Raw genomic sequence first — 22,945 nt, 5'->3', positions numbered from 1 at the left:
AGAAAAACACATACTAATAAAACTGAAAGTGTAAGATCTAATGCTATCTTATTTTTTAAGAACAGCTGTTAATATTTATAGTTTCTTAATTTTAATATATATTCTCGCTTCTTGGATTCCGAATTGTCAGCCTACTTCGTGGTATAAATTTATTTTTAATTGTGTAGATCCTTATTTAAGCCTTTTTAGAAAATTTATCCCCAGAATAGGTTTTATTGATATTAGTCCCATGATTGCTTTATTTTGTTTAGAGGCCGTCCCATTTGTTGTATTAAGAACTCTACGTTTTATATTTCTTAATATTTTGCAATCTCCATGGCTCCTTCGATATATATAAAAAATATTTTATTAAAATCTCCTGTTGTTTATGCACCATTAGCCGGTTTTTCTGACTATCCATATAGGCGAATGTCTTCATTATACAAGCCTGCTCTTGTATTTTGTGAAATGGTGAAAGTTGAAGGGCTTCTTCATTCTCCCCAAAGAACTTTCAAGCTTTTGGATTACTCAGAAGCTATGCGTCCTATTGGAGGGCAGTTATGTTGTAGTAATCCTACCATTGTTGGAGAAGGAGCTAAAATTTTAGAGGATCATGGATTTGATCTTATAGATTTAAACTGTGGTTGTCCAACGGATAAAATTACCAAAGATGGGAGCGGGTCGGGATTATTGAAAAATCCTTTATTAATAGGCAAAATCTTAGAACAGATCGTGAAAGCTGTTTCTATTCCTGTGACAGTAAAAATTCGGTCTGGGTGGGATTTTGATAATATCAATGTAGAAGAAACTGTTAAAATCATCCGAGAATCAGGGGCAAGCGCTGTTTTTGTTCATGGAAGAACCCGAGCCCAGGGATATCATGGATTAAGTAATCGTGATTATATAGCTCGAGCTAAAATTGCCGCGGGGAAAGATTTTCCTGTCTTTGGAAATGGAGATATTTTTTCTCCGGAAGCAGCGAAAGAGATGTTAGAAACAACTGGGTGCGATGGTTTATTAGTAGCTCGAGGAACTATGGGAGCTCCTTGGATAGCTCAACAGATAGAAGATTATCTTGCAACGGGTTGTTATCAGCAAGTCTCATTTGCTATGCGAAAACAAGCTTTTGTTCAGCATTTACAATGGATAGAAGAGTATTATCAAAGTGAAACAAAACTTTTATCAGAAACCCGTAAATTGTGTGGGCATTATTTAGTGTCCGCTTCTAAAGTACGTTTTCTTCGTGCTTCACTTGCGACAGCATCCTCATGTCGGGAAGTTTATAAACTTATAGAAGATTATGAAGAAGACTCTTTTTCGTCAGATTTAGTTAGATGTTGATTCAATAATTTTGGTAATTGGAACATATCCACAGGCTCTTCTCCAATGATATCTTTGAATTGCTCGTCAGGGAGTAGTAATCTTTTATTTTCTGAAGCTTGTAGGTTATGTTTTTTTATATATTCCCAAACTTTTTTAGTAGCTTCTCCTCGTGATAAAGGAGAAGCCCCGATTATTTTAGCTAAAGCTTGAGATGGAATAAGTTGGGATGTTTTCCTTACTGAAGTTTTCTTTTTTGGGGTAGAAGGTTTCTTTGTTTTTTTGTTTCCTTTTTCTATAGCTTTCTTTTTGTAAGGTGTTTTTGGAGAGTTTGTATATTTTGTTAGTACAGCATCTATTGTATTTCCGATAACGCTACAATTAGGATATTCCGAACAAGAATAGAAATTCTTATTATAACGGGAGCGTTTTTTCAAAATAACTCCAGAGCAACCTATAGCTGGACAAGTAACGGATTCTTGCTCCTCTTCTTCTCCTTGTTTACGTAATGAAATAGTTCCTCGACATTTAGGATAGTCTTCACATCCTAAAAAACTACCAAAACGTCCATGACGTATTTTCATAGGTCCTTTGCAAACTGGGCATGAACTGTCCCAAGGAGTATCCGAAGCATAGTCTTCTTTTTTAAATGTCAGCTCTTCTTCTGAAGTGCGATGGTCACATTCGGGGTATTCTGAACAACCGTAGAAGTATCCATTTTTTGACCAAATCTTTATCAACTTACCCTTATGACATTTAGAACAATCTATGTCTGTAAGAATTCTAGGAATTACAGCTTCTTTTTCTGCTGTTGTTATTACAGGTAGGAATTGGTCCCAAAATTCTTTTAACAGCAGTTTCCATGATTTTTTATTATCAGCGATAAGTTCTAACTCATCTTCCATTAGCGCTGTAAAGCTAATATCCATAATCTTTGGAAAATTTGTTTCTAAGAATTGAGATATAATTTTCCCCAGTTCTGTAGGATGTAGGCGCTGGTTTTCTTTTGTTGTATATTCGCGACTTTGTATTTTATTCATTATAGTCGCGTAAGTCGATGGTCGACCGATACCAGATTTTTCGAGTTCTTTTACTAGAGAAGCTTCAGTAAATCTCGGAAGAGGGCGAGTAAATGCTTGTTCTGCAGAAACTTTTTCTTTTTTTAGAGAATCTTGAGCATGTAGAAGTGGAAGAGGGTGAGAGTCTTCAAAATCATTATCGTCATCATTTTTTTCTTCGTATACAGCGAGAAAACCTTTAAATTTCAATAAGGAACCGGATGCTCGTAAATCTATTTGTACATCTGTTGTGATTTGGATTGCTAAAGTATCATAAATAGCTGAAGTCATTTGTGAAGCCACAAAACGTTTCCAAATGAGGCTATAAAGTTTATTTTGGTCTTCTGAAAGTTTTCCTGCTAGCTTTTCTGGTGATAAATATATGTCTGTCGGGCGAATTGCTTCATGAGCATCTTGAGTCATTTTCTTCGTAGCATAAAGATTCGCTTTCTCTGGAAGATATTCAGGACCAAATGTTGTTTGAATGTAGCTTCTTACTGTATTAAGGGCTTCTGGATCGATACGAACAGAGTCTGTACGCATATATGTAATTAATCCGATAGTGTCTTCTTGATTTAAGTCAATACCTTCATATAACGTTTGTGCAACAGACATAGTCTTTGAAGCCGAAAAGCGAAAATGTCTGCTTGCTTCTTGTTGTAGCGTGGAGGTAATAAATGGTGGTAAGGCATGACGTCGTTTTTCTTTAGATTCTATACGAATGACTGTATAAGATGCTGTTTCTAAAAGAGTTGCATACTTTTGAGCTTTTTCCTCAGAGTTAATTAAAAAAATCTCATTTTCTGTTTTTTCTTTTGGCAGCTCCTTTTCAATTTTTTTTCCTTCTATAGAATATAAGTGAGCCCAAAATGTTTTCTGTGTTTTAGGATCTTGTAAAAGGACTTGAATATTCCAGTATTCTACAGGAATAAAAGCTTCGATAGCTTTTTCTCTGTCTACGACTAATTTAAGAGCAACAGATTGTACTCGTCCTGCAGATATTCCTGAACGTTGTTGTAATTTACGGCTGAGAATTGGAGAAATCTTATAGCCGACTATACGATCTAATAAACGACGAGCTTGTTGAGCATTAACAAGTGCTATGTCAATTTCTCGAGGCTGTTTTAATGCTTCTGTAACGGCATTTTTTGTGATCGCATTAAATGAGATTCTTTGAATAGAAATATTTTCTGGAAGCTGATTAGAGATATGCCAAGCTATGGCTTCTCCTTCCCTATCTGGATCCGGAGCAAGGAAAACTTTATCACATTGCACTGCGAGTTTCCGAATTTGATTTATGACCTCTTGTTTGTCTGGAAGTATTTGATACTGAGGTTCAAAATCGTGATCTACATCTATGCCGAACTCTTTTGCTGGAAGATCAACAACATGCCCTATGGATGAAGCAAAAATAAAACCTTTTCCTAAGAATTTTTGTAAGGTTTTGATTTTAGCAGGAGACTCCACGATGATTAAAGATTTTTTCATTAATTCCATTGCGTGAGAACTCCGAATAATGTCTTTCGGAGAGAAAACGCGACTCCTTTTTATTAATTTAATGCTCTAATGTCTAAAATTTCTCATGCAAACATACATTATTTAATGCAAGCTTTCGGTGTGAATAAAATTTTGAATTAGTTAAGTGTTTTATCGATGAAACGAAACCTTTTATATATGCAAACGTCAGATTTTACTCTTTATCTTATGACAAAGTAGAAAAAATTCTGAGTAAAAGTATATAGAGCTAGATGCATTCCAGCTTTCGCCGAATCTTTAAAAGTAGGGCTATCGAGAGAACACCAATATGCCCCTATGGTTATTGAGTATGACGTAGATTCTTTTCAAGGGAATAATATAATGCTAGAGAGATTCAATAACTATTTTGAGATTTTTTAATTTTTCTTGTTAACGATTCGTGTTTATTTTAACAATAAATCAACAAGGTAAAAGAAACGTTCACTAGAAGCTTTTTTAGTAAGGGAGTAATGTGGAAAAACTAGAATTTGTTTCAAGCCTTGTTTCTACAGATGAAGATTTAATAAATCTCAATAAACAAGGTATTATTGCTGGCCCAGAAGAAGAAAAATATTCTTTTTTTCTTCGTGCGGATAGTTTAATTGAAGAGAGGTCGGGTTCCTCTACATCTTTTCCTTCTCGTATTCAAGAAATTTTCGATATCTGTCCTTCACATTTACAAATTTTATATTCGAATGAAGGCTTAGATGTTTGGGAGGCAGGGTGTACTTGGATATTAGAGAACCAAGTAACTATTCAGCTTCGAAAACCTTTATATAAAGCATCGCGATGGCTTGGAATTTATTCTAAAAAAGAGATTCTTGCACATGAAATTGTACACGCTGTAAGAATGAAATTTCGTGAACCGATATTTGAAGAGGTCCTTGCTTACCAAACTTCCTCCTGGGCATGGAGAAGATTTTGGGGACCATTATTTCGAAATTCTGGAGAAAGTTATGCTCTATTTCTATCTGTTACTATCGGTGTAGGGATTACCCTATGGCAACCATTTTGGGGATTTGCAACAATTTTAATGTTACCGATATTCTTTTCTGTGCGTTTGATGTTAGTACAAAGTTATTTTCGTCGTGCCATGCGAAAAATTCGAAAAATGTTAGGAGTTACTCCTTTGTGGATAATGTTGCGTTTGACAGACAAAGAAATAAAGATGTTTGCAACTCAGCCAATTCCTGTGATCGAGCACTATGCTAAAAAAAGAAAGTTAGACGACATTCGTTGGAGGCAAATTTATTTATCTTATTTTGTTTAACGTAAAACGGCTTTACATATGGAATCGAGCTTTACGTTTATGTGCAGGAAGAATTTTAAGTTGTGAACGATATTTTGTGACAGTCCTTCTTGCACAGGAAATTCCTTTTGCAGAGATTTTTTCACTGATATCTTGGTCTGAGAGAGGAGATTGTTCTGTTGTTGTCCATTGACGAATCCATTTTAGAATAGTTTCTTTTGATAAAGAAGTTTCTTCTGTTGAAATTGTCCGAGGAAACAATTGTTTTAAGGGCAAAATTCCTATTGGAGATGCGATACTTTTATTATTGACAGCACGAAAAACTGTTGATTCATGGCATCTAAGATTCTCTGCTATACTTTTGATTGTTAAAGGGCGAGGAGAAAATGTCCTTCCTAACAGAAAGTTTTCTTGATAAGGGAGTAGCTTTTCTACAATAGCAAATAAGGTTTGTTCTCGTTTTTTTAAGTTTTTTATTAGCCATTTTGCTGCAAGAATTTGTTGTGTTAATGTTTTTTTTTCTTCTTTAGGTAAATGTTCATAAAGTTGAAATGCTTGATGATTAAGTTTTATAGGAGGAAGATTTTTAGAGTTTATTCGAATTTCCCAACCTTCGTTATAATCTATATAAATATCTGGACAAGGGGGAGCCAAAGAGGTTGTTCCTGCTTGATATTCCGCTGCAGGACACCAAGGAATACTTCCTAATGCTTTTCTTAATAATTTTCTAAGATCTTTTAAAGATAGATGAAATCTTTTTGCGATCAGATTGAAATTACAATTTGTTAGAGCTGGATAGCATTGAAGAATAATTTGATAGGCTAGTTGATGAACAGTGTTATCTAGTCTCATTAACCAATAACTTTGCAAAGAAGGAGAGCTAATTCCTATAGGATGAAATGTTTGAATAATCCGCCATACTGTATGAACTTTCTCTAAAGAGATATTTAATTGCTCAGCAATGAATTCAGGGGATTCTACAAAGAAGCCTTCTTTAGAGAGATTGCCTGTTATATGATACGCTACAAGTAGGTCTTCTGTTGTATGAAAAGTATGATGGATCTGAGAAAGCAGGACAGAGCTTAAAGATGCTGGTTGAGCAAACGTAGCTTCAAAATTTGCAGAAGAAGATTTTTGGTGCCACTCTTCTTCTTCTAAAGAAGAGAGGTCAAAAAAAGGGTTGTTTATGAGTTCTTGAATAACATAAGAGGAGAGTTCTGCAATAGGAGTTTGTAACATTTGAAGTCCTTGTTGCATACGCAACGAGGGAAGATATTTTAAAGAAAGCTGTTGCTTTTGCTGAAACATGACCTTAATATACTTGAATCAAATAATCCCTAGGAATTTCCTTTAGAAATCTGCTAGGCTTCATTATCCGAACAGTCCCCCAAAGAAAGCGAGTTTGGGCAGCAGTAAGATATAGGAGATCTTGAGCTCGTGTAATTCCTACGTAGCATAGCCGTCGTTCTTCTTCAAGATTTTCATAATTTCCTTTAGAATTCGCATGAGGAAAAAGGTTTTCTTCTAAACCCACAACAAAAGCTACACGAAACTCTAATCCTTTTCCGTTATGAATTGTCATTAAATTTACTCGATCTGAGACTAAGGTTTCTTCATCGGTAGAGCCTTTTAATGCTAAATCATCCAAAAAGCCTTCGAGAGTCCCTTCTGGATTTTGTTGTTCCCATTCAAAAGTTTTGGAAATAAGTTCATCTAAGTTGTTTTTTCGATCTTCGTAAGAATCTTGATCTTCTTTAAGAATATTTAAGTATTGTGTGATTTTTAGTATAGATAGCATAAATTCATTAAGAGAAAGAGCTTTATAAGCAGTTTCAAATTGTTGAAAGATATTTAAATAATTTCTTAAGCCATTTTGTTGTTTTTTAGATAGCTTAACTGCTTGGGTTTTTAGTGCTTTTTCACATGCTTCAAGTAAAGGAAGTTCTTCTGTCAAAGCATAATTAATGAGAGAAGAAATTGCAGCAGGACCAAGTCCTCGCTTAGGAAGATGAATCGTTCTTTCGAAAGCAACAATGTCATTTTTTGCAGAGAACATTCTTAGAAAGGCAAGAATATCTTGGATTTCCTTACGTTTATAAAAAGATAATCCTCCAAGAATTTCATAAGGAATTCGACGACGTAATAAAGCATCTTCAAAAGTTCGAGATTGAAAGTTAGTTCTGTAAAAAATACAGATATCTCGAAGAGCTATTCGAGATTGGCGATGAATTTGTATAATTTCTTCAGCAACAAAATCTGCTTCTTCTCGATCTGTTTTTCCTAAGAATAATCGAATTTTTTCTCCTGGACCTTTAACGCTACGAAGTACTTTTTTTAGTCGCGTAGCATTATTTTGAATTAAAGCATTAGCTGCTTTTAAGATGTTTCCATGACTTCGATAATTTTCTTCAAGACGTAGTACTTGTGCTTGGGGATAATCTTGTTCAAAATTTAGAATATTGTGAATATTTGCTCCTCGCCAAGAATAAATAGATTGATCAGGATCTCCAACAGCAAAGAGATTTTTGTGCTGTTTTGAGATGATTTGTGCCATAGTATACTGAGCATGGTTCGTGTCTTGATACTCATCTATGAGTAGAGCTTTCCATAATTCACGATATTCTTTTTGAGCTTCAGGAACGTCTTTAAGCAGCTTGACAGTTAGGAAAAGTAAATCATCGAAATCTAAAGCATTGGCCTCTTCTAATTTTTTTTGATATTCTTGATAAATTGTTACAACAGGATCTATATATTCCTGAGGATCTAAGTCTTCAGGAAAGAGTAGGCGATTTTTTGCATGAGATATGTGATACTGCATGCTATTAGTAAGATTTTGTTTAAGATTGTGTTGTTGTAAGCAGTGTTTTAAAAGTTTTTCAGTATCTCCTTGATCGTAAATAATGAAATTATTTTCTCGATTTAACAAATGGATAGAGCGTCTAAGAATAAAAACTCCTAAGCTATGGAAGGTACATACCATAGGAATATCTGAACCTTGAGCTTGTGGACACTGATACATGATTCGTTCTTTAAGCTCTTTTGCAGCTTTATTAGTGAAAGTCACTGCTAGAATTTCTTTAGGAGAGATTCCCTGGCTGATGAGGTAAAGGATGCGATGAATAACAACGCGAGTTTTACCTGCACCAGCACCTGCGAGTATTAATACAGGGCTTAATGAGAAGGTAACAGCAGCGAGTTGGGCTTCGTTTAATTCAGTAGAAATTGTCATAAAGTTCTGGATATTTTGTTTTTGCACTTTAAAAGAACCTCAGAGTCGAAATAATAAGAGGATAGTGTATTTTCACTTTAACTATAAAGAATAGGCCACTTATGCAGAGAACCTCTACTATAAACCAGCTTCCTTCCTGCTGGCAAGAACAGCTTCCTTCCTGCTGGCAAGAACAATTAAAAAATGAGGGGTCTCAGCCTTATATGCTGAAACTAAAAAAATTTTTAAAACAAGAGTATTCTCAATATACTATCTATCCTGATAAAAAATGTATTTTTGCTGCATTAAATAGTACCCCTTTTAATAAAGTACGGGTGGTAATTCTTGGTCAAGATCCTTATCCTGGAGAAGGTCAAGCTCACGGTTTAAGCTTTAGTGTTCCTCAAGGTGTTCGTCTACCTCCCTCTCTTATGAATATTTTTCGAGAATTACGAACAGATCTAGGTATAGATAATCAATCGGGGTGTTTGCAATCTTGGGCAGATCAGGGCGTGTTGCTTTTGAATACAGTTCTTACAGTTCGAGCTGGCCAACCATTTTCTCATGCAGGTCAAGGGTGGGAGCTTTTTACTGATGTGATTATTCAGAAGCTTATACAAGAAAGATCACATATTATTTTTGTTTTATGGGGAGCTGCAGCAAGAAAAAAATGTGACATACTTTTCCGTTCTAAACATCAGCATGCAATTTTAGCATCACCCCATCCTTCTCCTTTAGCTGCTCATCGAGGATTTTTTGGTTGTTCTCACTTTTCAAAAATTAACTACCTGCTTAATAAGTTGAATCAGCCGATGATTAATTGGAAACTCCCATGAGCGAGAATATTCAAACAGTTATTTTTAACAAAACACACCGATTGACAGCTAAACCTCTTGTTAGTTTAGAAATGCCCCTGGCAGTTCAGCAATTTCAGCTTAATGAAGGAATGCCTGCTGTTACTAACTTAGAAGCAGATTTTCTGCGAGCAGAAGCTCTTCTTGCTGATATGCGTGAAATTCGTGGAAATTTAGAGCAATCTCTCAATACTTTAATTCCGGGAAACTAAGAAGTTTTCTAGTAAATCTTGTAAATAAGGAGTTAATTTTTGCAAAGCTTTTGCTCTGTGAGATACTTGATTTTTTATATCTTCAGAAAGTTCTGCAAACGTCTGCTTATAATCAAACTTTAAAAATATAGAATCATAACCAAAGCCGGAAGACCCTTTTTCTTCATGGCTAATATAACCTTCGCATATCCCTTGTGTTTTAAAAATTTTTCCTTGAGGAGAAGCAAGAACTACAGAACATTCGAAGTAAGCAGATCGATCTATAGGAGATTCTAAAGACGACATTAACTTAAGAAGTTTGTTTCGATGATCTTTATCGTGTGCATTTTCTCCAGCGAAATTTGCTGAAAGAGGTCCTGGTAAGCCATTTATAGCAGGAACATGTAACATAGTATCATCAGCTATTGCCCAAATTCCAAGTTGTTTGGACGCATGTAAAGCTTTTGTTAGCGCGTTTTTTTCTGTTGTATTTTCGAATTCTTTAGGAGGACTGTAGTTCGGAAAGTCTGCTAGAGAAAATATATCAAAAGATCCGAGCTGTTTTAAAAATACTTTTGTTTCTCTTATCTTGTAACCATGGGAGCTAACAAGGACTATTTTCATAAATTCTCTTTTAAGCTAATCAAGACTATAATTTCTTTCTTTAATGATACGAAAAGTCTGGTATTAGTTGTAAAATACGTCAAGAAGTGTATCTACGCAACTACTAGTGAAAAAATCTCTGTTTGTAAAACTATCTTATGAAAAGTTCTCGAGTTATTTGCAATTATCGTGTATCAAGCAACCATGAGATTAGTTTTTCTGTTTTTATTTTTAACGTTTAGTTATCCCTATTTGAGTTTTTCTCGTGTCTTAGTTGGTTTAGATCGTCTATTTACAGAAGCTTGTTTTTCACAACAAATTCGTGGTCGTAAAGTTGTTTTAATCTCACATCGTGCTGCTATTAATGCTGAAGGCAAGGATGCTTTTTCTATTTTCCATGCTAATAACCATCATTGTTTTTTGCAGCGACTGTGTACTTTAGAACATGGATATTATGGGGCCCCTGCAGAGTCTTTTAATTCTCATTTAAAACCTAAAGGTGTTCCTACAGTATCTCTGTATGGTTTACATGAAATTCCTTTGGAAGTAGTCCAAGATTGTGATGTTTTAGTTTATGATGTTCAAGATATCGGTGTACGCTCATATAGTTTTATTTCCGTACTTTTACTTCTGGTACAGGCATCAGAAAAATATCATAAGCAGCTGATTGTTTTAGATAGACCTAATCCTATGGGAGGAAAGGTTATTGATGGCCCTATGCCAAAGTCTCAGCCTGATAATATCCCTAAAATTCCTTATTGTTATGGTATGACTCCAGGAGAGCTTGCGTTGTTTTTTAAACGTATGTACGCTCCTCAAGCAGAAGTTTTGGTTGTGCCTATGAAAGGATGGAAACGCTCTATGTCGTTTGATCAGACAGGGCTTGTTTGGATTCCTCCTAGTCCTAATATTCCTGAAGCGCAATCATCTTTTTTTTATGCTGCTACAGGTATAATCGGTTCTTTATCTATAACAAATATAGGGGTTGGTTATACTTTGCCTTTCAAAGTAATAGGAGCTCCTTGGATGGACGGAGAATTTATTGCTAAAGAGTTAAATAAGCAAAATCTCCCAGGAATTTCATTTCTTCCTTTTTGTTATGAACCTTTCTTTGGTAAGTATAAGATGGAAATGTGTTCAGGAGTTCTTCTTATTCTTCAAGATCATTTAAAGTTTCTTCCTGTGGAAACCCTTTGTACTATATTGGGAATGATAAAGACTCATTATCCTAAGCAAATGGCAGAGTCGTTATCTGTTATCAACAAAATACCAGCAAGAAGAGCTTCTCTGTGTCGAATTCTTGGAGACGAACAATTTTTACACATATGTCAAAATGAACCTTTTATTATATGGCCATTACGAAAACTTTGTTTAGAAGCTCGAGAATCTTTTCAAATTTCTCGAGCTGCATTTTTATTGCCAGATTATGCTGATTAATAGAAATGCTCTCTCGTTTGACAGGAATTTTTGTTGTTTTTAAGATGACTTTTGTAGCGAAGACAAGCTGATTGAGGGGAAATTTTTTATGAATAAAATATTTCACAATCAGGTTAAGGGGCTACAAGCTTTACATCGCGGAGCTTGTTTTCTGACTAAAGCTGTGAGTGCTGCTTTAGGGCCTCATAGATGTCGTGTAGTTATCCAACAAGGAAATAATAGCCCTATTGTTACTAGAGATGGTGCAACTCTCGCTAGAAGAGAGATTTCTTTATCAGATCCCCTTGAAAACTTAGGAGCTAAAATTTTTAAAGATGTTTCTACACAAATGATAGATTGTGTTGGAGACGGAATAAAAACAATGTTAATTCTTGCAGAAGCTCTTTTTTCTGCAGGTTTACAAGGTATTCTATCTGGCTTAGAGCCTCAAGAAATAAAACAAGGGATTCTTTTGGCTTCTGCATCTATGCAGAAGGAATTAGAAAAGCTTGTAGTTCCTATAGCTTCTTCAGAGGCTATTGTTGATATTGCTACGATGTTTGCTGATTATGATGATGTTTTAGGAAAACTTATTTATGACGCTGTGAGTAAAGTTGGCTTTGAAGGTGCCTTTATTGTTTCGGAAAATCAAAACATGAGGTCTTCTTTAGAAGTTATTTCAGGAATGAGTTTGAAAACAGGTTATTTATCACCATATTTTGTCACACGTCCTGATACTATGGATATTTTTTGGGAAGAAGCCTTTCTTTTGTTAATAGATCAAAAAATAGGTTCTTTAAATCCCACTTTCATTCGTTTCTTGGACCTCATTTTTAGAAAGAAATCTCTTCCTCTTGTCATTGTTGCTAGGGATTTTAGTAAAGAAGTTTTAAATACTCTAATAGTAAATAAGCTGAAGCAGAACTTTCCTGTATGTGCTGTAAAAATTTCTAAATCAGGAAAAGATAGTAGAGCTCTTCTTGAAGATCTTGCGATTTTTTCTGGAGCCTCTTTAGTTGATGAGATGTCTGAAGAATTTTTAGAAAAGTCAGTTTTGGATATTTTAGGACGAGTACGTGAGGTTCTTATAAGAAAAGATTCCTCGATATTTTTATATGGAGAGGGTCTTCCTGAAACTAGAGAAGCTCGAAAACAATATCTTCGTTCTACCTTAGCTTTTAATAAATCTCTTTCGGAAATTCATTTTTTGGAAAAACGTCTAGCAAGATTTTCTAATGGTATTGCGAATATTAAATTAGGAACTGCGACAGAAATAGAGTTAAAAGAACAGAAAAATAGAGCAGAAAAAGCTTTGCGATCGACAAAGGAGGCTTTGAGGCAGGGGGTTGTTGTCGGCGGTGGGGTTGCATTTTTTCATTCTGCTAGGTCTGTATCTATCCCTGAAGGCTTATCATCAGGAGTCTCTTACGGATTTAACTGTTTGTTGCAAGCTGTTTTATCTCCATTAAAAACTATAGCTATAAATTGTGGGAAAGTTCCTGAAGAGGTCATGGAGTTCTTAGTATCTCAGCCTGATATGAATTATGGATACAACGGTATTACAGATTCTTTTGAAAATTTTTTTTCATCTGGGATTTGCGATCCCTTTGCGGTAACAACTGCTTCATTAAAATATGCTGTTTCTGTATCATGCCTTTTGTTAACAAGTTCTTTTTTTGTCACAAACTCTCCTGAAATAAAAAGTAAGCCATCTAAATAGACAATTAAGGTTTTAAACTAGAATTTGTTTTGTTAAAGATTTTTTTAAGCCTTTTCAATAGAATTTCTATTTTTATATGAAGAAAGGGTTTAGTAAAAATGAGCACCAGTAGCTCAGTCGGATAGAGTACCTGGCTACGAACCAGGTGGTCAGAGGTTCGAGTCCTCTCTGGTGCGATGTAGCATACATATGTTGTAGAGGAATTTTTATGTCTTCATCCTTGATCGGGAAACAAGCCCCTAATTTTACTGCACAAGCTGTTCTTAACGGCGAAGAAACTATGGTATCTTTGAAAGATTTCTTAGGAAAATACGTGGTTCTTTTCTTTTATCCTAAAGATTTTACTTATGTTTGTCCTACAGAGCTGCATGCTTTTCAAGATGCTTTAGCAGAGTTTCATGAACGAGGAGCAGAAGTTCTTGGGTGTTCTGTAGATGATATAGAGACTCATAAACGCTGGTTGAATACTGAAAGAAAATGTGGTGGGATTTCTGGAATTTCTTACCCTCTTTTATCCGATACAGTAAAAACGATTTCTGAAGATTATGGTGTATTAAATATTGAAGAAGGTTTGTCATTCCGAGGCGTTTTTTTAATAGATCGGAGTGGAATAATTCGTCATGCAGTGATTAATGATCTTCCTATTGGTCGTTCTATTGAAGAAGAACTGCGTACCCTAGATGCACTAATTTTCTTTGAGACTCACGGTCTTGTATGCCCTGCAGAATGGCGTACGGGAGAGCGAGGTATGGTTCCTAGTGAAGCTGGCCTTCAAAGTTATTTTGAAACTTTAGATTAAAAAATCTGGTTAAAAGTTAAAAGATCATAAAAATCTTGATTGGAGATTAGCAACAAACTTTTGTATTTCTGACATAAAGAAAGAGATGCTTCGATAATGTTTTGATCTCCGACTCCAGGTAAAGCTATTGCAATAATGTTTTTAAGTGTTGTTTGAGTATTCAGAAAGTGAAAACCAAAAAAATAACTGTCGATACAATAGCCTTCTTCTTTTACCCTAAAATACATAACATTAAAGTCGTGCATTAATGTTTTAATTGCTAGAGTAATTCCTTCACAATTTGTCTCACCTAAGTGGTCATGCAGATCCGTCAAGTTACGACAAAGGTAAGCTATATCGTAGCTTCCTTTTTCTGCTTCACCAAATAAGGCAATTGTTGATTTCATTGACTGTAGAAGAATTGTCTTTTAGCCTGAATCCTACAGAAGAAATTTTTTATTATCTAGAAAGAGTATTAATAAATTAAAAGTATAAGTATTTGTTATTGCTTATTCGTTGGTAAACAAAGCTTTTGACCTGCATAAATAAGATCAGAGTTTAGTTTATTAGTTTTTTTTAGCTCTTGCACTGTAGTTTTATATTTATTGGCAATAGAACTTAAGCTATCTCCTGGTGTTACGATATGAATGTTTTTGGGAGTGGGATCTGAGAAATCAGGATAGGCTCCAGGAGAGGAGCTATCAACTAAAGCTTGCAGAGAGCGTCGTAGAAATTTTAAGTCTTGGTGTAGAAGCTTATAGTCTTTCTGTACTTCTTGTAGTCTTTCTTGTATGGAAGTCTGTATATCCTTAATAGAGGTAGTTAAAACAGAAAGAGTTTTCGTTAGAGTTTTTTGATCTTTCTCTAATTGTTGAATTCTTTGAACCAATGTTTCTGGTTTGGAAGAAAATAATTTTTGTAAGCGAGAATCTTGTTCATCTAACCGTTCTGCTAACATAAAAAGTTCTGTTTCGTAAGATAATAATTTTGCAGAAGCATCTTCAACTTCGGCAAGGATGGCATGTAAAGATGGAGATTTTACCGAAGCGTATAAAATACCATACCAAGAGAAGCATAAAACCCAAAAAAACAAAGAAAGCTTATGTTTAACGAGCATGAACTTTAAACTCTGTTCTACGGTTTTGTTGCCAAGCTAATTCATTATGCCCGAAATCACGGGGCTGCTCTTTTCCATAAGAGATAGTAAATAGGCGTTCTCCTGAAATACCTTGCTTAATTAAGTAATTCTTAACAGCATTTGCTCGACGAGATCCTAAGGCAAGATTATATGATGCTGCTCCACGTTCATCTGTGTGGCCTTCTATATAAAGTGTTGTTTTCGGAGATTTTTTCATGTGATGAACAAGTGTAGAAAGAATAGAAAAATTTTCTTCTCCTTTGATTGTATAACTGTCTGTTGCAAAAGTAACATTACGAAAAGCAGTAGCTTGTGAGCTTGTTTTATAATGTTTTTCTTCTTGAGAATCGAGATCTTGGAGAGAGAAGGGTTGATTAAGTTCTTCTTCAGTATATAAAGGAACAAAACCAAATGGGTGATGTTTTTTCTTTTTTGTATGACACTCCCTACAAGCATCTTCCCAGTAATCATAAGGTCGACTACATGAAGGAAGTACTAGTAAGAAAAAACAAGCACAGAATTTAAGTAGAGAATAGATCTTCATAAAATTTTCTTTATTTGTTGTGGAGAAAAATTTCCCCATGAGGGAAATCGTTTTTCTCCTGGTCCTATAACAATTTTTTTAGTTTTTTTGGTAATCAGACTTAATAGATAAAGCTCTGACTCTCCAGAGTTTCCCGCACTAAATACTAAATGTTGGCTATCAATTGCCCAAGAAGGGCTTTCTTTATCTTGGGGAGTCGTTGTTAATTGGCGATCCTCTCCTGTCAAGATGTCATGAATGCATATTTGTCGAACACCTTTAATAACAGAACAGAAAGCTATTTTTTTACCATCAAGAGACCATGTTGGGCAACTGCTATTTCGATATTTTTTTGTAAGTAGACGAGGCGCCTGTGGTTCAGGATCTAAATTCATAATATAAAGACGAGGTCGTCCATCACGATTGGATACAAAGACGAGTTTTGTTCCTTGAGGATTAAAGGATGGAGATCCTTGAGTTCCGAAGGTTTCATTTAGAAGTCTTTGAGGTTTTCCAAGGGGACCAGAATGTAAAGAGAATGGTTGAATAAATAAGTCTGGATTTCCATAAGTATCGGCTATAAAGGCTAACAATTTTTTTTGAGCAGAAAATACTGGCATAAATTGATTGCCTTTGAGAGAAAGGATTTTCTTTCCTTCTGTGTTCTTTAGAGAACCAAGAAAGATCTTAGGCACTCCTAATTTATAAGATACGTAGAGATAAGGAGCTTCTGGTGATGTTCCTGTCCATTTTGGTGTTACTGAAAGCGAAGAATCTTTAGTTAGGGGGAATAAATTTCCACCATCGTAATCTATAGACCAAAGTTCTCCTTGTTTCAATTCTTGACTTTGTTGTGTTTTGCTTAAGGAAAAAATAATTTTTCCAGAACTAATCCCAGGGATTCCTGTTAAAGAATAGTGAACTTTATCAGCTGCCAAATGAATTTGTTGCCGATCACTAGATAAATTTTGAGAAAGCTGGACAGAGCATAGCGTGACAGGTTCTTGATCTGGTCGAAGAAGTAATACTGAAAGACTTGGATAATCAAAATATAGGGATAACTGCAACTCAGAAGTAGGTGATCCATATTTAACAAGTTGTGGCAGAAGACGATCTCCAAGAGCTAGATCATTATTAAAAATTTGTACTAAGGCTTGAAAATATTTTTGTTGTTTAGTGTCGTTACTTTCTAAATGATAGGAAACTTGTATGGGAGTGATTGCAGAATTTGTAGAGACAAAAACTTCTATATCTCGAGCATTAAGATGAAAAACAAAGAAAAGAAAAGCTCCAAAATATAGCCGCTTCAGCATACCAGACTCTCCTTTTTACTAAAAAAAGTACTAAATGTCCTTACTAAGGAGTTTAATATGAAAAGAGATATTTTTCGAGACTTTGTGTTCGGAGAAAAACTGTTGAAAGGGAATAGAATAAATTCGATTAATAAGTAGTTGTTTATCTGCAGGAGTAATTGAAGAAAGAAATAAACATTCTTCTATAACTCCTGAAGGTGAAAGGGTAAGTTTTATTCGAACTTCTCCAGGAGAAGGAAGAGCCACATAATTGCGGAATAATTCACACAGTTCTTTTTCTTGAATTTCAGCAAGAGATGAACTCATCATTAGTTGAGGAGTTGTTAGTAAAGATATATCCGCAAAATTGGCAGCACTTTTCTCTAAATGCTGGGAAAGAGTGTCTGCAAGTTTTGTAAGAGCTTCTAACTGCTTAGCTGTAGTTTGTGATTTGTTGTTTTTGAGATTCGTTGATTTAGCAGATGGTTTGATCTCTGGCTTCGATGTAGAGGGTTTTACTTGTTCTATAACTGATTTTTTTTGGAGAGAACTTTCAATTACAGGTTTATCAAAAGTCTTTTGAGCAAGTTCTTGGATTGGTTGGGTTTGTTGAGAAACTGAAGTGTTTACAGGTAGAGGAGGTTTGATAGCGATAGGAGCAACGAATTTTTCTTTAAATAAAAGAGGTCGCTTTGACTTTTTTGATTGAGGAGAAACACAGATCAAAAGAAGCAAGCCGGAGTGAAAAACTAATGAAAGACTAATATAACGAATTTTTCTTTTCATAGTTAATTTTGTAGAGCTACGTGAAGTTCATGAAAACCTGCAGCTTCTATTGCCATTTTTATTTGTTGGTATAACTTAAATGGGGTTTCCCCATCTTGAAGTAACAAAGGAATTTTTTCTGGATATTGTTTTTGTAATATAGAGAGTTGAGAAGTTAATTCTTTGAGAGAGACTGGGTGATCATTTAGTGTTAGAGAGTGGTTTGCGAAGACTTTGATAACAGTTGTCATATGTTCTTCTTTTTCAAGTCGCTCTTGTTGACTTCCTGGAGCTAGAGCTATAGAGTCAAGACGCACCATAGGCACTGCTATGATAAATGTCATTAGAATGACAAAAACAATATCAATTAGAGGAGTTAAATTTACCGTAGGATCTTCTTCCGGTTCGTCAACAAAAGAACGCTTCATAAACTAATTTGTCGATATTTAACTTCTATAGAATTTAATAGTAGGTAAGCTGTTTGTTCTATTTCTGAAATAAGTTGAGAAGAGCGAGCTTTAAGATAATTAAAAGCGATCAAAGAAGGTATAGCGACAAATAAGCCTGCTATTGTTGTTCCTAAAGCTGTTGCAAGACCTTCCATCAATATAGAATTTCCAGCATTTCCTGAGCTAATTTGGGTGAAGGCTACTAAAATTCCCCATACTGTTCCTAGAAGACCTAGAAAAGGAGCTAAGCTAATTGTTGTGGCAGGAATAAAACTATTTTTATGTAAGAGGGCTCGATATTTTGGCATGATTGCATTTAGAAGTGTCTCCAAGGATAGAATATCTTCAGAAGTTAGCACAGGCCTTTGATCGGGAGTTAATTGGCGATTTTTATCCAAGAGTTCTAAGGCCCCTCTCTTGATTGTAAAGTATAAATCTGCAAAAGGATTTGGTTCTGGATGAACGTCTAGAGATAGGGGAACATGTCGGTTTTTTATTAAGAATTCTTTAAGATTTTTTCCTGATTTTAAAAAATTTTTTTGAATAGAGAGTTTCTGGTGTAATACAGTCCAAGTACATAAAGAAAGTAAGATCAGGCTTAAAAAAATTCCTTTCCCAAAGAAGTCTGCTTCCTTGTAAGCCTGAATAATGGGGTTATGAGCAAGTTGTAGCATGAGGGATATAAAGTTCTTTAAGGAGGATCTGAAAAAATGATCCTATCAAATTTCTAGTATAGAGCCAAGTAGCTTTTGTTAAAGAGATTTACTAAATAGGTTATAAAATTATATTTACAAACAGTATATAATTATATTCTTGATACAGAAAGACATGGTGTTATTTTGAATAAAAACAAAACACATTTTCAAATAGTACTTATTACAGTGCTATTTTCTTTCTTTGCAATTTCTGGACGTCTTCAGAATATAGAAGCTACAGAATCCATACAGGTTGATGGTCCAGCAACTGCTGAGCTACTTTCAGAAGGCTCTCATATCCCTGGTCAAAATGTGTTTCGTGTGGGAGTAAAGATCTCTGCTGGCAAAGGAAATCATATCTATTGGAAGAATCCAGGGGGAGTCGGAAGTCCATTAAGTCTTTCTTGGAATTTACCTAAGGGTTTTAGTGTTCAAGAGGAACACTGGCCTGCTCCCAAAGTATTCGAAGAAGATGGCATTACTTTCTTTGGATATGAGGACTCTGTGTTAATCGTTGCCGATATTTTTCCTTCTCCCAATTTACTGCCAAATCAAGTTATTGAAATCCAAGCTCAGGTCGAATGGCTCGCTTGTGGGGAGAACTGTCTTCCAGGATATGCAGACTTAAGTTTATCCATCCCTTATAAAGAAGAGGCTGTTCAGGTTTCCTCTGAGAAAGGCTTAGAATTTGCCAGAACTTTATTATTACAACCTCGCATTCTTGAGAATAACTCTGGAGTACGTGTTGCCAGAGGTGAAGAGAATGAAATTATCCTAAATATTCCTGAAAAACTCGAAAAGCAAACAGAAAGAGTATGGTTTATCTCAGAGAAAGCAGATAAGATTTTTACTTTAGCAGAAGTCACAAACTCTAATGGAGAAGGGCTGGCATGGAAGCTTAAAGCCCCATCTTTTCCCAAAAGTAAGGAAATCCAGGGCGTTTTGCTTTTTGCTGATAAGGCAGGGGATCCTGTAGAGTCTTTAACAATCCGTAGTTTAATAGTAGGAAAAAAAGGTTCGTTAGCCCTATTGAATCTTTGGCATTTTGCTATAATTTTGGTTATGGCATTTCTAGGAGGGCTTTTTCTTAATATAATGCCTTGTGTTCTGCCTCTAGTCACTCTCAAGGTATACGGCTTAATCAAATCAGCAGGAGAACACAGATCTTGTGTCATTGCTAATGGATTGTGGTTCACTTTTGGTGTCGTGGGGTGCTTTTGGGGCTTAGCGGGAGTTGCTTCTTTATTAAAAGTTTTGGGACACAATATTGGTTGGGGGTTTCAACTTCAGGAACCAATGTTTGTCGCAGCATTGATACTGATTTTTTTCTTGTTTGCTCTGAGTTCTCTTGGTCTTTTTGAAGTGGGTGCTATGTTCGCTAACCTTGGAGGAAAATTACAAGCTTCTGGGGTAAAATCTAAGGAAAGTAAATCTGCGAGTGCTTTTTTTAATGGAATTTTAGCAACTTTAGTAACTACTCCTTGTACGGGTCCTTTTTTAGGCTCAATTTTGGGATTAGTAATGTCTATTTCGTTTGTTGAGCAACTATTAATTTTTTCTGCAATTGGTTTAGGGATGGCTTCCCCTTACCTAGTTTTCTCTATTTTCCCTAAGATGCTTGCTATACTGCCTAAGCCTGGGGAGTGGATGAGTACCTTTAAGCAAATTATGGGATTCATGTTACTGGGGACTGTTACTTGGTTAGTATGGATTTTTGGAGCCGAGACAAGTACAAACGCCGTTGTTATTTTACTTATAGGCTTGTGGCTCGCAGGAATAGGGGCCTGGATGTTTGGTCGCTGGGGCAGTCCTATTTGTCCTAAAAAACAAAGATATTGCGTTTCTACTTTGTTTCTAGCTTCTATCATTGGATCTTTATTTTTGAGTTTTGTTGCTACACACTATTTTGTTTCTTCAGAAACTATCACTCAGAATCATGAGGGATGGCAGTCTTTTTCATCTGAAAAACTTGCGGAGTTACGTAAACAAGGGCGATCTGTTTTTGTGAACTTTACAGCAAAATGGTGTTTAACTTGTCAAATGAACAAACCATTACTGCATAGCCTTATAGTTCAAAAAATGTTTGAAGATCGGGGTATTGTAATGTTGGAAGCTGACTGGACTCGTAAAGACCCAGAGATAACAGAGGAGCTTAGTCATTTAGGTCGAGCTAGTGTTCCCTCATATGTTTTTTATCCTAATCATTCTGACCCGATTCTTCTTCCTGAGAAGCTTTCTATGCAAATTTTGGAAGAAGCTATTTCTATTATACCTCCTCTTTAAAAAGGATCTCTTGTGAAATTTTAGTTAAAGGCATTTTGTTGTGCTTTTAATATCTTCCTTAGTGAAGATATTCTGCAAAGGTAGTACTTTTAAAAACCGAAGAATGTTCTTTAGAGGAAAAGTGATATTATGTCTTTAACTGATGCTCACGCGCATTTGTCAGATGACGCTTTTTGTGAGGATATAGATGCTATATTGCATCGAGCTAAAAATGCTGGGATCTCTTTAATAGTAAATGTTGCTTCAACGGTTGAAGAGTTAAAAAGATCTTTTTCTTATGCTGAGAGATTTCCTGATATACATTTTTCCCATGTTGGAGGTACTCCGCCTCAAGATGCTCAAAAAGATATAGAAGAGGATTTTAGGTATATTCGCGAGCTTGCTTCCCACGGAAAACTTGCAGCTATTGGCGAAGTTGGATTAGATTACGGATTTGCCAATACGAGTGAGACCTCCCGTCGTCAGCATCAAGTTCTTCGGCGTTACTTGGCTCTAGCTTTGGAATGCAAGCTTCCGTTAGTAGTTCATTGTCGAGGAGCTTTTCAAGATTTCTTTCATGCTTTAGATTCTTGTTACTCTAAATATCCACAAGCTTGCCCAGGAATGCTTCATTGTTTCACGGGATCTATAGAAGAAGCTCAAGAGTTAATTGCTCGTGGATGGTTTCTTTCTATAAGTGGGATAGTTACTTTTAAGAACGCTCAGTATCTTCGAGATCTTGTTTTAGAAATTCCTTTGGATCATTTGTTAATAGAAACGGATGCCCCCTTTTTAGCTCCCACTCCATTCCGAGGGAAAAAAAATGAGCCAGCTTATATTGTTCATACTGTTGAAACCATTGCTGCTATCAAAGGTTGTTCTGTTGAAGAACTTTCCTCTATTGTCCGGAACAATACTTTGCGTTTTTGCAATACTAAAAATTTTTGATAGCAGCGTATTGTAAAAAGAGCTTCACATAATTTTATTCTTATCTTTATGTTGATTACAAAAGAGTTTTAACAGAAAGACTTGTAATGTCTCAAAGAGGAACGTGTCCTAATACGACTCAAAAAAAGCGATTTTATTATTTTGCTTTTCTTTTGCGGTGTATTCACTCTTTAGCAGGATTAGCGTTTACGTTGTTTTTGTGTGAGCATTTATTGACAAATCAACTTGCCGCCTCATATTTAGGATGGGGAAAAGGCTTTATTGCTATGGTGGATCAGTTTCACTCGATCCCGGGATTAAAGGTCATAGAAATAATATGCTTAGCTTTACCATTTATTAGTCACGCTGTTATTGGAATAGTATATTTATTCCAGGGTAAAAGCAACTTCGCTGCTGGAGATGGTCGTCAACCCTCTTTGCGTTTCTCTAGAAATTATGCTTACTCTTGGCAGAGATGGACAGCATGGATCTTATTATTTGGCTTGATCTTTCATGTCGTGCATCTCCGTTTTATTCGTTATCCTTTGCATTTGAATATCTATGGTCAGTCCTATTATGTCGTGAATATAGATTCCTCACGTTACACAAAGATTGTTCGAGGAACTCAAGATTTTTTAGTCATGAATGTTTCTAAAGCCGATCAGACTACTCCTCGGGTAAATAAGAGTGAACTTACAAAAGTAGATCTTTCTTTATTATCAGATAAGCAGTCTTATCTTTTCACAACAAGTGCAGGAAAAGCTTTTCTTTACATAGTTCGAGATTCTTTAAGTTCTTTGTGGATGGCAATACTTTACACTGTTTTAGTATTAGCTGCTGCGTTTCATGGTTTTAATGGCTTGTGGACTTTTTGTTCTCGATGGGGGATCATAATTTCTTCTCGATCTCAAACTCGTTTACGTAATTTGTGTTATTGTATCATGGTTTTAGTTGCAGCTATGGGTATTAGTGTTATTTGGAACTTATATAGTGTGGCTTAGAA

22 protein-coding genes and 1 tRNA gene are annotated in these 22,945 nt (G+C 35.5%); 12 read left to right on the top strand and 11 right to left on the bottom strand.

Annotation, left to right across the window (positions count from 1 at the left end; all coding sequences use genetic code 11):
• Positions 1-40: 40 nt before the first annotated feature.
• Entirely contained in the window at positions 41-337 is a 297-nt protein-coding gene (locus tag JMS40_RS01265; RefSeq protein WP_201456468.1) for a YggT family protein, read from the top strand.
• Entirely contained in the window at positions 316-1,320 is a 1,005-nt protein-coding gene (dusB, locus tag JMS40_RS01260) for a tRNA dihydrouridine synthase DusB (RefSeq protein ID WP_201456467.1), read from the top strand. Before JMS40_RS01265 ends, dusB begins: the two co-directional genes overlap by 22 nt.
• Here the strand turns inward: dusB and topA are convergent.
• The gene (gene topA / locus JMS40_RS01255; protein WP_201456466.1) at positions 1,278-3,845 is read right to left on the bottom strand and encodes a type I DNA topoisomerase; all 2,568 of its coding nucleotides are present in this window, start codon (positions 3,843-3,845) and stop codon (positions 1,278-1,280) included. The genes dusB and topA overlap by 43 nt on opposite strands.
• A 499-nt stretch (positions 3,846-4,344) precedes the next feature.
• Between topA and JMS40_RS01250 the strand changes: the two genes are divergently transcribed.
• Positions 4,345-5,142, top strand: coding sequence for a hypothetical protein (locus JMS40_RS01250; RefSeq protein ID WP_201456465.1), 798 nt, complete (start codon positions 4,345-4,347; stop codon positions 5,140-5,142).
• A 12-nt stretch (positions 5,143-5,154) separates the two neighbouring features.
• Here the strand turns inward: JMS40_RS01250 and rpoN are convergent, their stop codons facing one another.
• A complete protein-coding gene (gene rpoN / locus JMS40_RS01245; protein WP_201456464.1) occupies positions 5,155-6,429 on the bottom strand; it encodes an RNA polymerase factor sigma-54 in 1,275 nt (424 codons plus the stop codon).
• A gap of 4 nt (positions 6,430-6,433) precedes the next feature.
• A complete protein-coding gene (locus tag JMS40_RS01240; RefSeq protein WP_201456463.1) occupies positions 6,434-8,350 on the bottom strand; it encodes an ATP-dependent helicase in 1,917 nt (638 codons plus the stop codon).
• A 101-nt stretch (positions 8,351-8,451) separates the two neighbouring features.
• Here JMS40_RS01240 and ung point away from each other — a divergent pair, with 101 nt between their 5' ends.
• Both ung and JMS40_RS01230 read left to right on the top strand, forming a co-directional pair.
• The gene (gene ung / locus JMS40_RS01235; protein ID WP_201456462.1) at positions 8,452-9,165 is read left to right on the top strand and encodes a uracil-DNA glycosylase; all 714 of its coding nucleotides are present in this window, start codon (positions 8,452-8,454) and stop codon (positions 9,163-9,165) included.
• Complete coding sequence (locus JMS40_RS01230; protein WP_201456461.1) at positions 9,162-9,395, top strand: hypothetical protein; 234 nt, start codon at positions 9,162-9,164, stop codon at positions 9,393-9,395. Before ung ends, JMS40_RS01230 begins: the two co-directional genes overlap by 4 nt.
• Here JMS40_RS01230 and rdgB read toward each other — a convergent pair.
• Positions 9,378-9,998, bottom strand: a complete 621-nt coding sequence (rdgB, locus tag JMS40_RS01225) for an RdgB/HAM1 family non-canonical purine NTP pyrophosphatase (protein ID WP_201456460.1) — start codon at positions 9,996-9,998, stop codon at positions 9,378-9,380. The genes JMS40_RS01230 and rdgB overlap by 18 nt on opposite strands.
• Positions 9,999-10,181: 183 nt before the next feature.
• Between rdgB and JMS40_RS01220 the strand changes: the two genes are divergently transcribed.
• From JMS40_RS01220 to JMS40_RS01205, 4 genes are all read left to right on the top strand, one after another.
• Complete coding sequence (locus JMS40_RS01220; protein WP_201456459.1) at positions 10,182-11,414, top strand: DUF1343 domain-containing protein; 1,233 nt, start codon at positions 10,182-10,184, stop codon at positions 11,412-11,414.
• An 88-nt stretch (positions 11,415-11,502) separates the two neighbouring features.
• A complete protein-coding gene (gene groEL / locus JMS40_RS01215) occupies positions 11,503-13,113 on the top strand; it encodes a chaperonin GroEL (protein ID WP_201456458.1) in 1,611 nt (536 codons plus the stop codon).
• Positions 13,114-13,215: 102 nt separating this feature from the next.
• A tRNA-Arg gene (locus JMS40_RS01210) sits at positions 13,216-13,289 on the top strand.
• Positions 13,290-13,321: 32 nt separating this feature from the next.
• On the top strand, positions 13,322-13,912 hold the full coding sequence (locus JMS40_RS01205) for a peroxiredoxin (protein WP_201456457.1): 591 nt from the start codon (positions 13,322-13,324) through the stop codon (positions 13,910-13,912).
• Here the strand turns inward: JMS40_RS01205 and JMS40_RS01200 are convergent.
• From JMS40_RS01200 to JMS40_RS01170, 7 genes are all read right to left on the bottom strand, one after another.
• Entirely contained in the window at positions 13,909-14,298 is a 390-nt protein-coding gene (locus JMS40_RS01200) for a hypothetical protein (protein WP_201456456.1), read from the bottom strand. The two genes, JMS40_RS01205 and JMS40_RS01200, sit on opposite strands and share 4 nt — an antisense overlap.
• 95 nt (positions 14,299-14,393) lie before the next feature.
• Positions 14,394-15,008: a LysM peptidoglycan-binding domain-containing protein gene (locus JMS40_RS01195; RefSeq protein WP_201456455.1), complete on the bottom strand. Its 615-nt coding sequence runs from the start codon at positions 15,006-15,008 to the stop codon at positions 14,394-14,396.
• Complete coding sequence (locus JMS40_RS01190) at positions 14,998-15,573, bottom strand: OmpA family protein (protein WP_201456454.1); 576 nt, start codon at positions 15,571-15,573, stop codon at positions 14,998-15,000. Before JMS40_RS01190 ends, JMS40_RS01195 begins: the two co-directional genes overlap by 11 nt.
• Positions 15,570-16,865, bottom strand: coding sequence for a Tol-Pal system protein TolB (tolB, locus tag JMS40_RS01185; protein ID WP_201456453.1), 1,296 nt, complete (start codon positions 16,863-16,865; stop codon positions 15,570-15,572). The genes JMS40_RS01190 and tolB overlap by 4 nt, the downstream gene beginning before the upstream one ends.
• A 30-nt stretch (positions 16,866-16,895) precedes the next feature.
• Complete coding sequence (locus tag JMS40_RS01180) at positions 16,896-17,630, bottom strand: inclusion-associated protein (RefSeq protein WP_201456452.1); 735 nt, start codon at positions 17,628-17,630, stop codon at positions 16,896-16,898.
• Positions 17,631-17,632: 2 nt separating this feature from the next.
• The gene (locus JMS40_RS01175; protein ID WP_201456451.1) at positions 17,633-18,037 is read right to left on the bottom strand and encodes a biopolymer transporter ExbD; all 405 of its coding nucleotides are present in this window, start codon (positions 18,035-18,037) and stop codon (positions 17,633-17,635) included.
• Entirely contained in the window at positions 18,034-18,732 is a 699-nt protein-coding gene (locus tag JMS40_RS01170; RefSeq protein WP_201456450.1) for a MotA/TolQ/ExbB proton channel family protein, read from the bottom strand. The genes JMS40_RS01175 and JMS40_RS01170 overlap by 4 nt, the downstream gene beginning before the upstream one ends.
• A gap of 165 nt (positions 18,733-18,897) precedes the next feature.
• On the opposite strand from JMS40_RS01170, the gene JMS40_RS01165 reads away from it, so the two are divergent.
• The 3 genes from JMS40_RS01165 to JMS40_RS01155 all read left to right on the top strand — a co-directional run bounded on the left by JMS40_RS01165 (position 18,898) and on the right by JMS40_RS01155 (position 22,943).
• On the top strand, positions 18,898-21,036 hold the full coding sequence (locus JMS40_RS01165; RefSeq protein WP_201456449.1) for a protein-disulfide reductase DsbD: 2,139 nt from the start codon (positions 18,898-18,900) through the stop codon (positions 21,034-21,036).
• Between the two features lie 129 nt (positions 21,037-21,165).
• Positions 21,166-21,963 carry a TatD family hydrolase gene (locus JMS40_RS01160; protein WP_201456448.1) on the top strand — a complete coding sequence of 266 codons (798 nt, stop codon included), beginning with the start codon at positions 21,166-21,168 and terminating at the stop codon, positions 21,961-21,963.
• Positions 21,964-22,049: 86 nt separating this feature from the next.
• Positions 22,050-22,943: a succinate dehydrogenase cytochrome b558 subunit gene (locus tag JMS40_RS01155; protein WP_201456447.1), complete on the top strand. Its 894-nt coding sequence runs from the start codon at positions 22,050-22,052 to the stop codon at positions 22,941-22,943.
• Positions 22,944-22,945: the final 2 nt, after the last annotated feature.

It is taken from the genome of Chlamydia sp. 17-3921 (assembly GCF_902705545.1).
Lineage (GTDB): Bacteria > Chlamydiota > Chlamydiia > Chlamydiales > Chlamydiaceae > Chlamydia.
Note: the sequence above shows the minus strand (reverse complement) of the source record. Positions and strands in the feature narration are given on the sequence as shown.

What these genes read in the sequence shown, in the direction of transcription:
- JMS40_RS01220 (WP_201456459.1), top strand. Translation starts at nt 10,182, where the DNA reads ATGAGATTAGTTTTTCTGTTTTTATTTTTAACGTTTAGTTATCCCTAT.
- JMS40_RS01265 (WP_201456468.1), top strand. Translation starts at nt 41, where the DNA reads ATGCTATCTTATTTTTTAAGAACAGCTGTTAATATTTATAGTTTCTTA.
- tolB (WP_201456453.1), bottom strand. Translation starts at nt 16,865, where the DNA reads ATGCTGAAGCGGCTATATTTTGGAGCTTTTCTTTTCTTTGTTTTTCAT.
- JMS40_RS01155 (WP_201456447.1), top strand. Translation starts at nt 22,050, where the DNA reads ATGTCTCAAAGAGGAACGTGTCCTAATACGACTCAAAAAAAGCGATTT.
- JMS40_RS01170 (WP_201456450.1), bottom strand. Translation starts at nt 18,732, where the DNA reads ATGCTACAACTTGCTCATAACCCCATTATTCAGGCTTACAAGGAAGCA.
- JMS40_RS01195 (WP_201456455.1), bottom strand. Translation starts at nt 15,008, where the DNA reads ATGCTCGTTAAACATAAGCTTTCTTTGTTTTTTTGGGTTTTATGCTTC.
- JMS40_RS01240 (WP_201456463.1), bottom strand. Translation starts at nt 8,350, where the DNA reads ATGACAATTTCTACTGAATTAAACGAAGCCCAACTCGCTGCTGTTACC.
- ung (WP_201456462.1), top strand. Translation starts at nt 8,452, where the DNA reads ATGCAGAGAACCTCTACTATAAACCAGCTTCCTTCCTGCTGGCAAGAA.
- JMS40_RS01180 (WP_201456452.1), bottom strand. Translation starts at nt 17,630, where the DNA reads ATGAAAAGAAAAATTCGTTATATTAGTCTTTCATTAGTTTTTCACTCC.
- groEL (WP_201456458.1), top strand. Translation starts at nt 11,503, where the DNA reads ATGAATAAAATATTTCACAATCAGGTTAAGGGGCTACAAGCTTTACAT.
- rpoN (WP_201456464.1), bottom strand. Translation starts at nt 6,429, where the DNA reads ATGTTTCAGCAAAAGCAACAGCTTTCTTTAAAATATCTTCCCTCGTTG.
- JMS40_RS01230 (WP_201456461.1), top strand. Translation starts at nt 9,162, where the DNA reads ATGAGCGAGAATATTCAAACAGTTATTTTTAACAAAACACACCGATTG.
- JMS40_RS01175 (WP_201456451.1), bottom strand. Translation starts at nt 18,037, where the DNA reads ATGAAGCGTTCTTTTGTTGACGAACCGGAAGAAGATCCTACGGTAAAT.
- dusB (WP_201456467.1), top strand. Translation starts at nt 316, where the DNA reads ATGGCTCCTTCGATATATATAAAAAATATTTTATTAAAATCTCCTGTT.
- topA (WP_201456466.1), bottom strand. Translation starts at nt 3,845, where the DNA reads ATGAAAAAATCTTTAATCATCGTGGAGTCTCCTGCTAAAATCAAAACC.
- JMS40_RS01205 (WP_201456457.1), top strand. Translation starts at nt 13,322, where the DNA reads ATGTCTTCATCCTTGATCGGGAAACAAGCCCCTAATTTTACTGCACAA.
- JMS40_RS01190 (WP_201456454.1), bottom strand. Translation starts at nt 15,573, where the DNA reads ATGAAGATCTATTCTCTACTTAAATTCTGTGCTTGTTTTTTCTTACTA.
- rdgB (WP_201456460.1), bottom strand. Translation starts at nt 9,998, where the DNA reads ATGAAAATAGTCCTTGTTAGCTCCCATGGTTACAAGATAAGAGAAACA.
- JMS40_RS01160 (WP_201456448.1), top strand. Translation starts at nt 21,166, where the DNA reads ATGTCTTTAACTGATGCTCACGCGCATTTGTCAGATGACGCTTTTTGT.
- JMS40_RS01200 (WP_201456456.1), bottom strand. Translation starts at nt 14,298, where the DNA reads ATGAAATCAACAATTGCCTTATTTGGTGAAGCAGAAAAAGGAAGCTAC.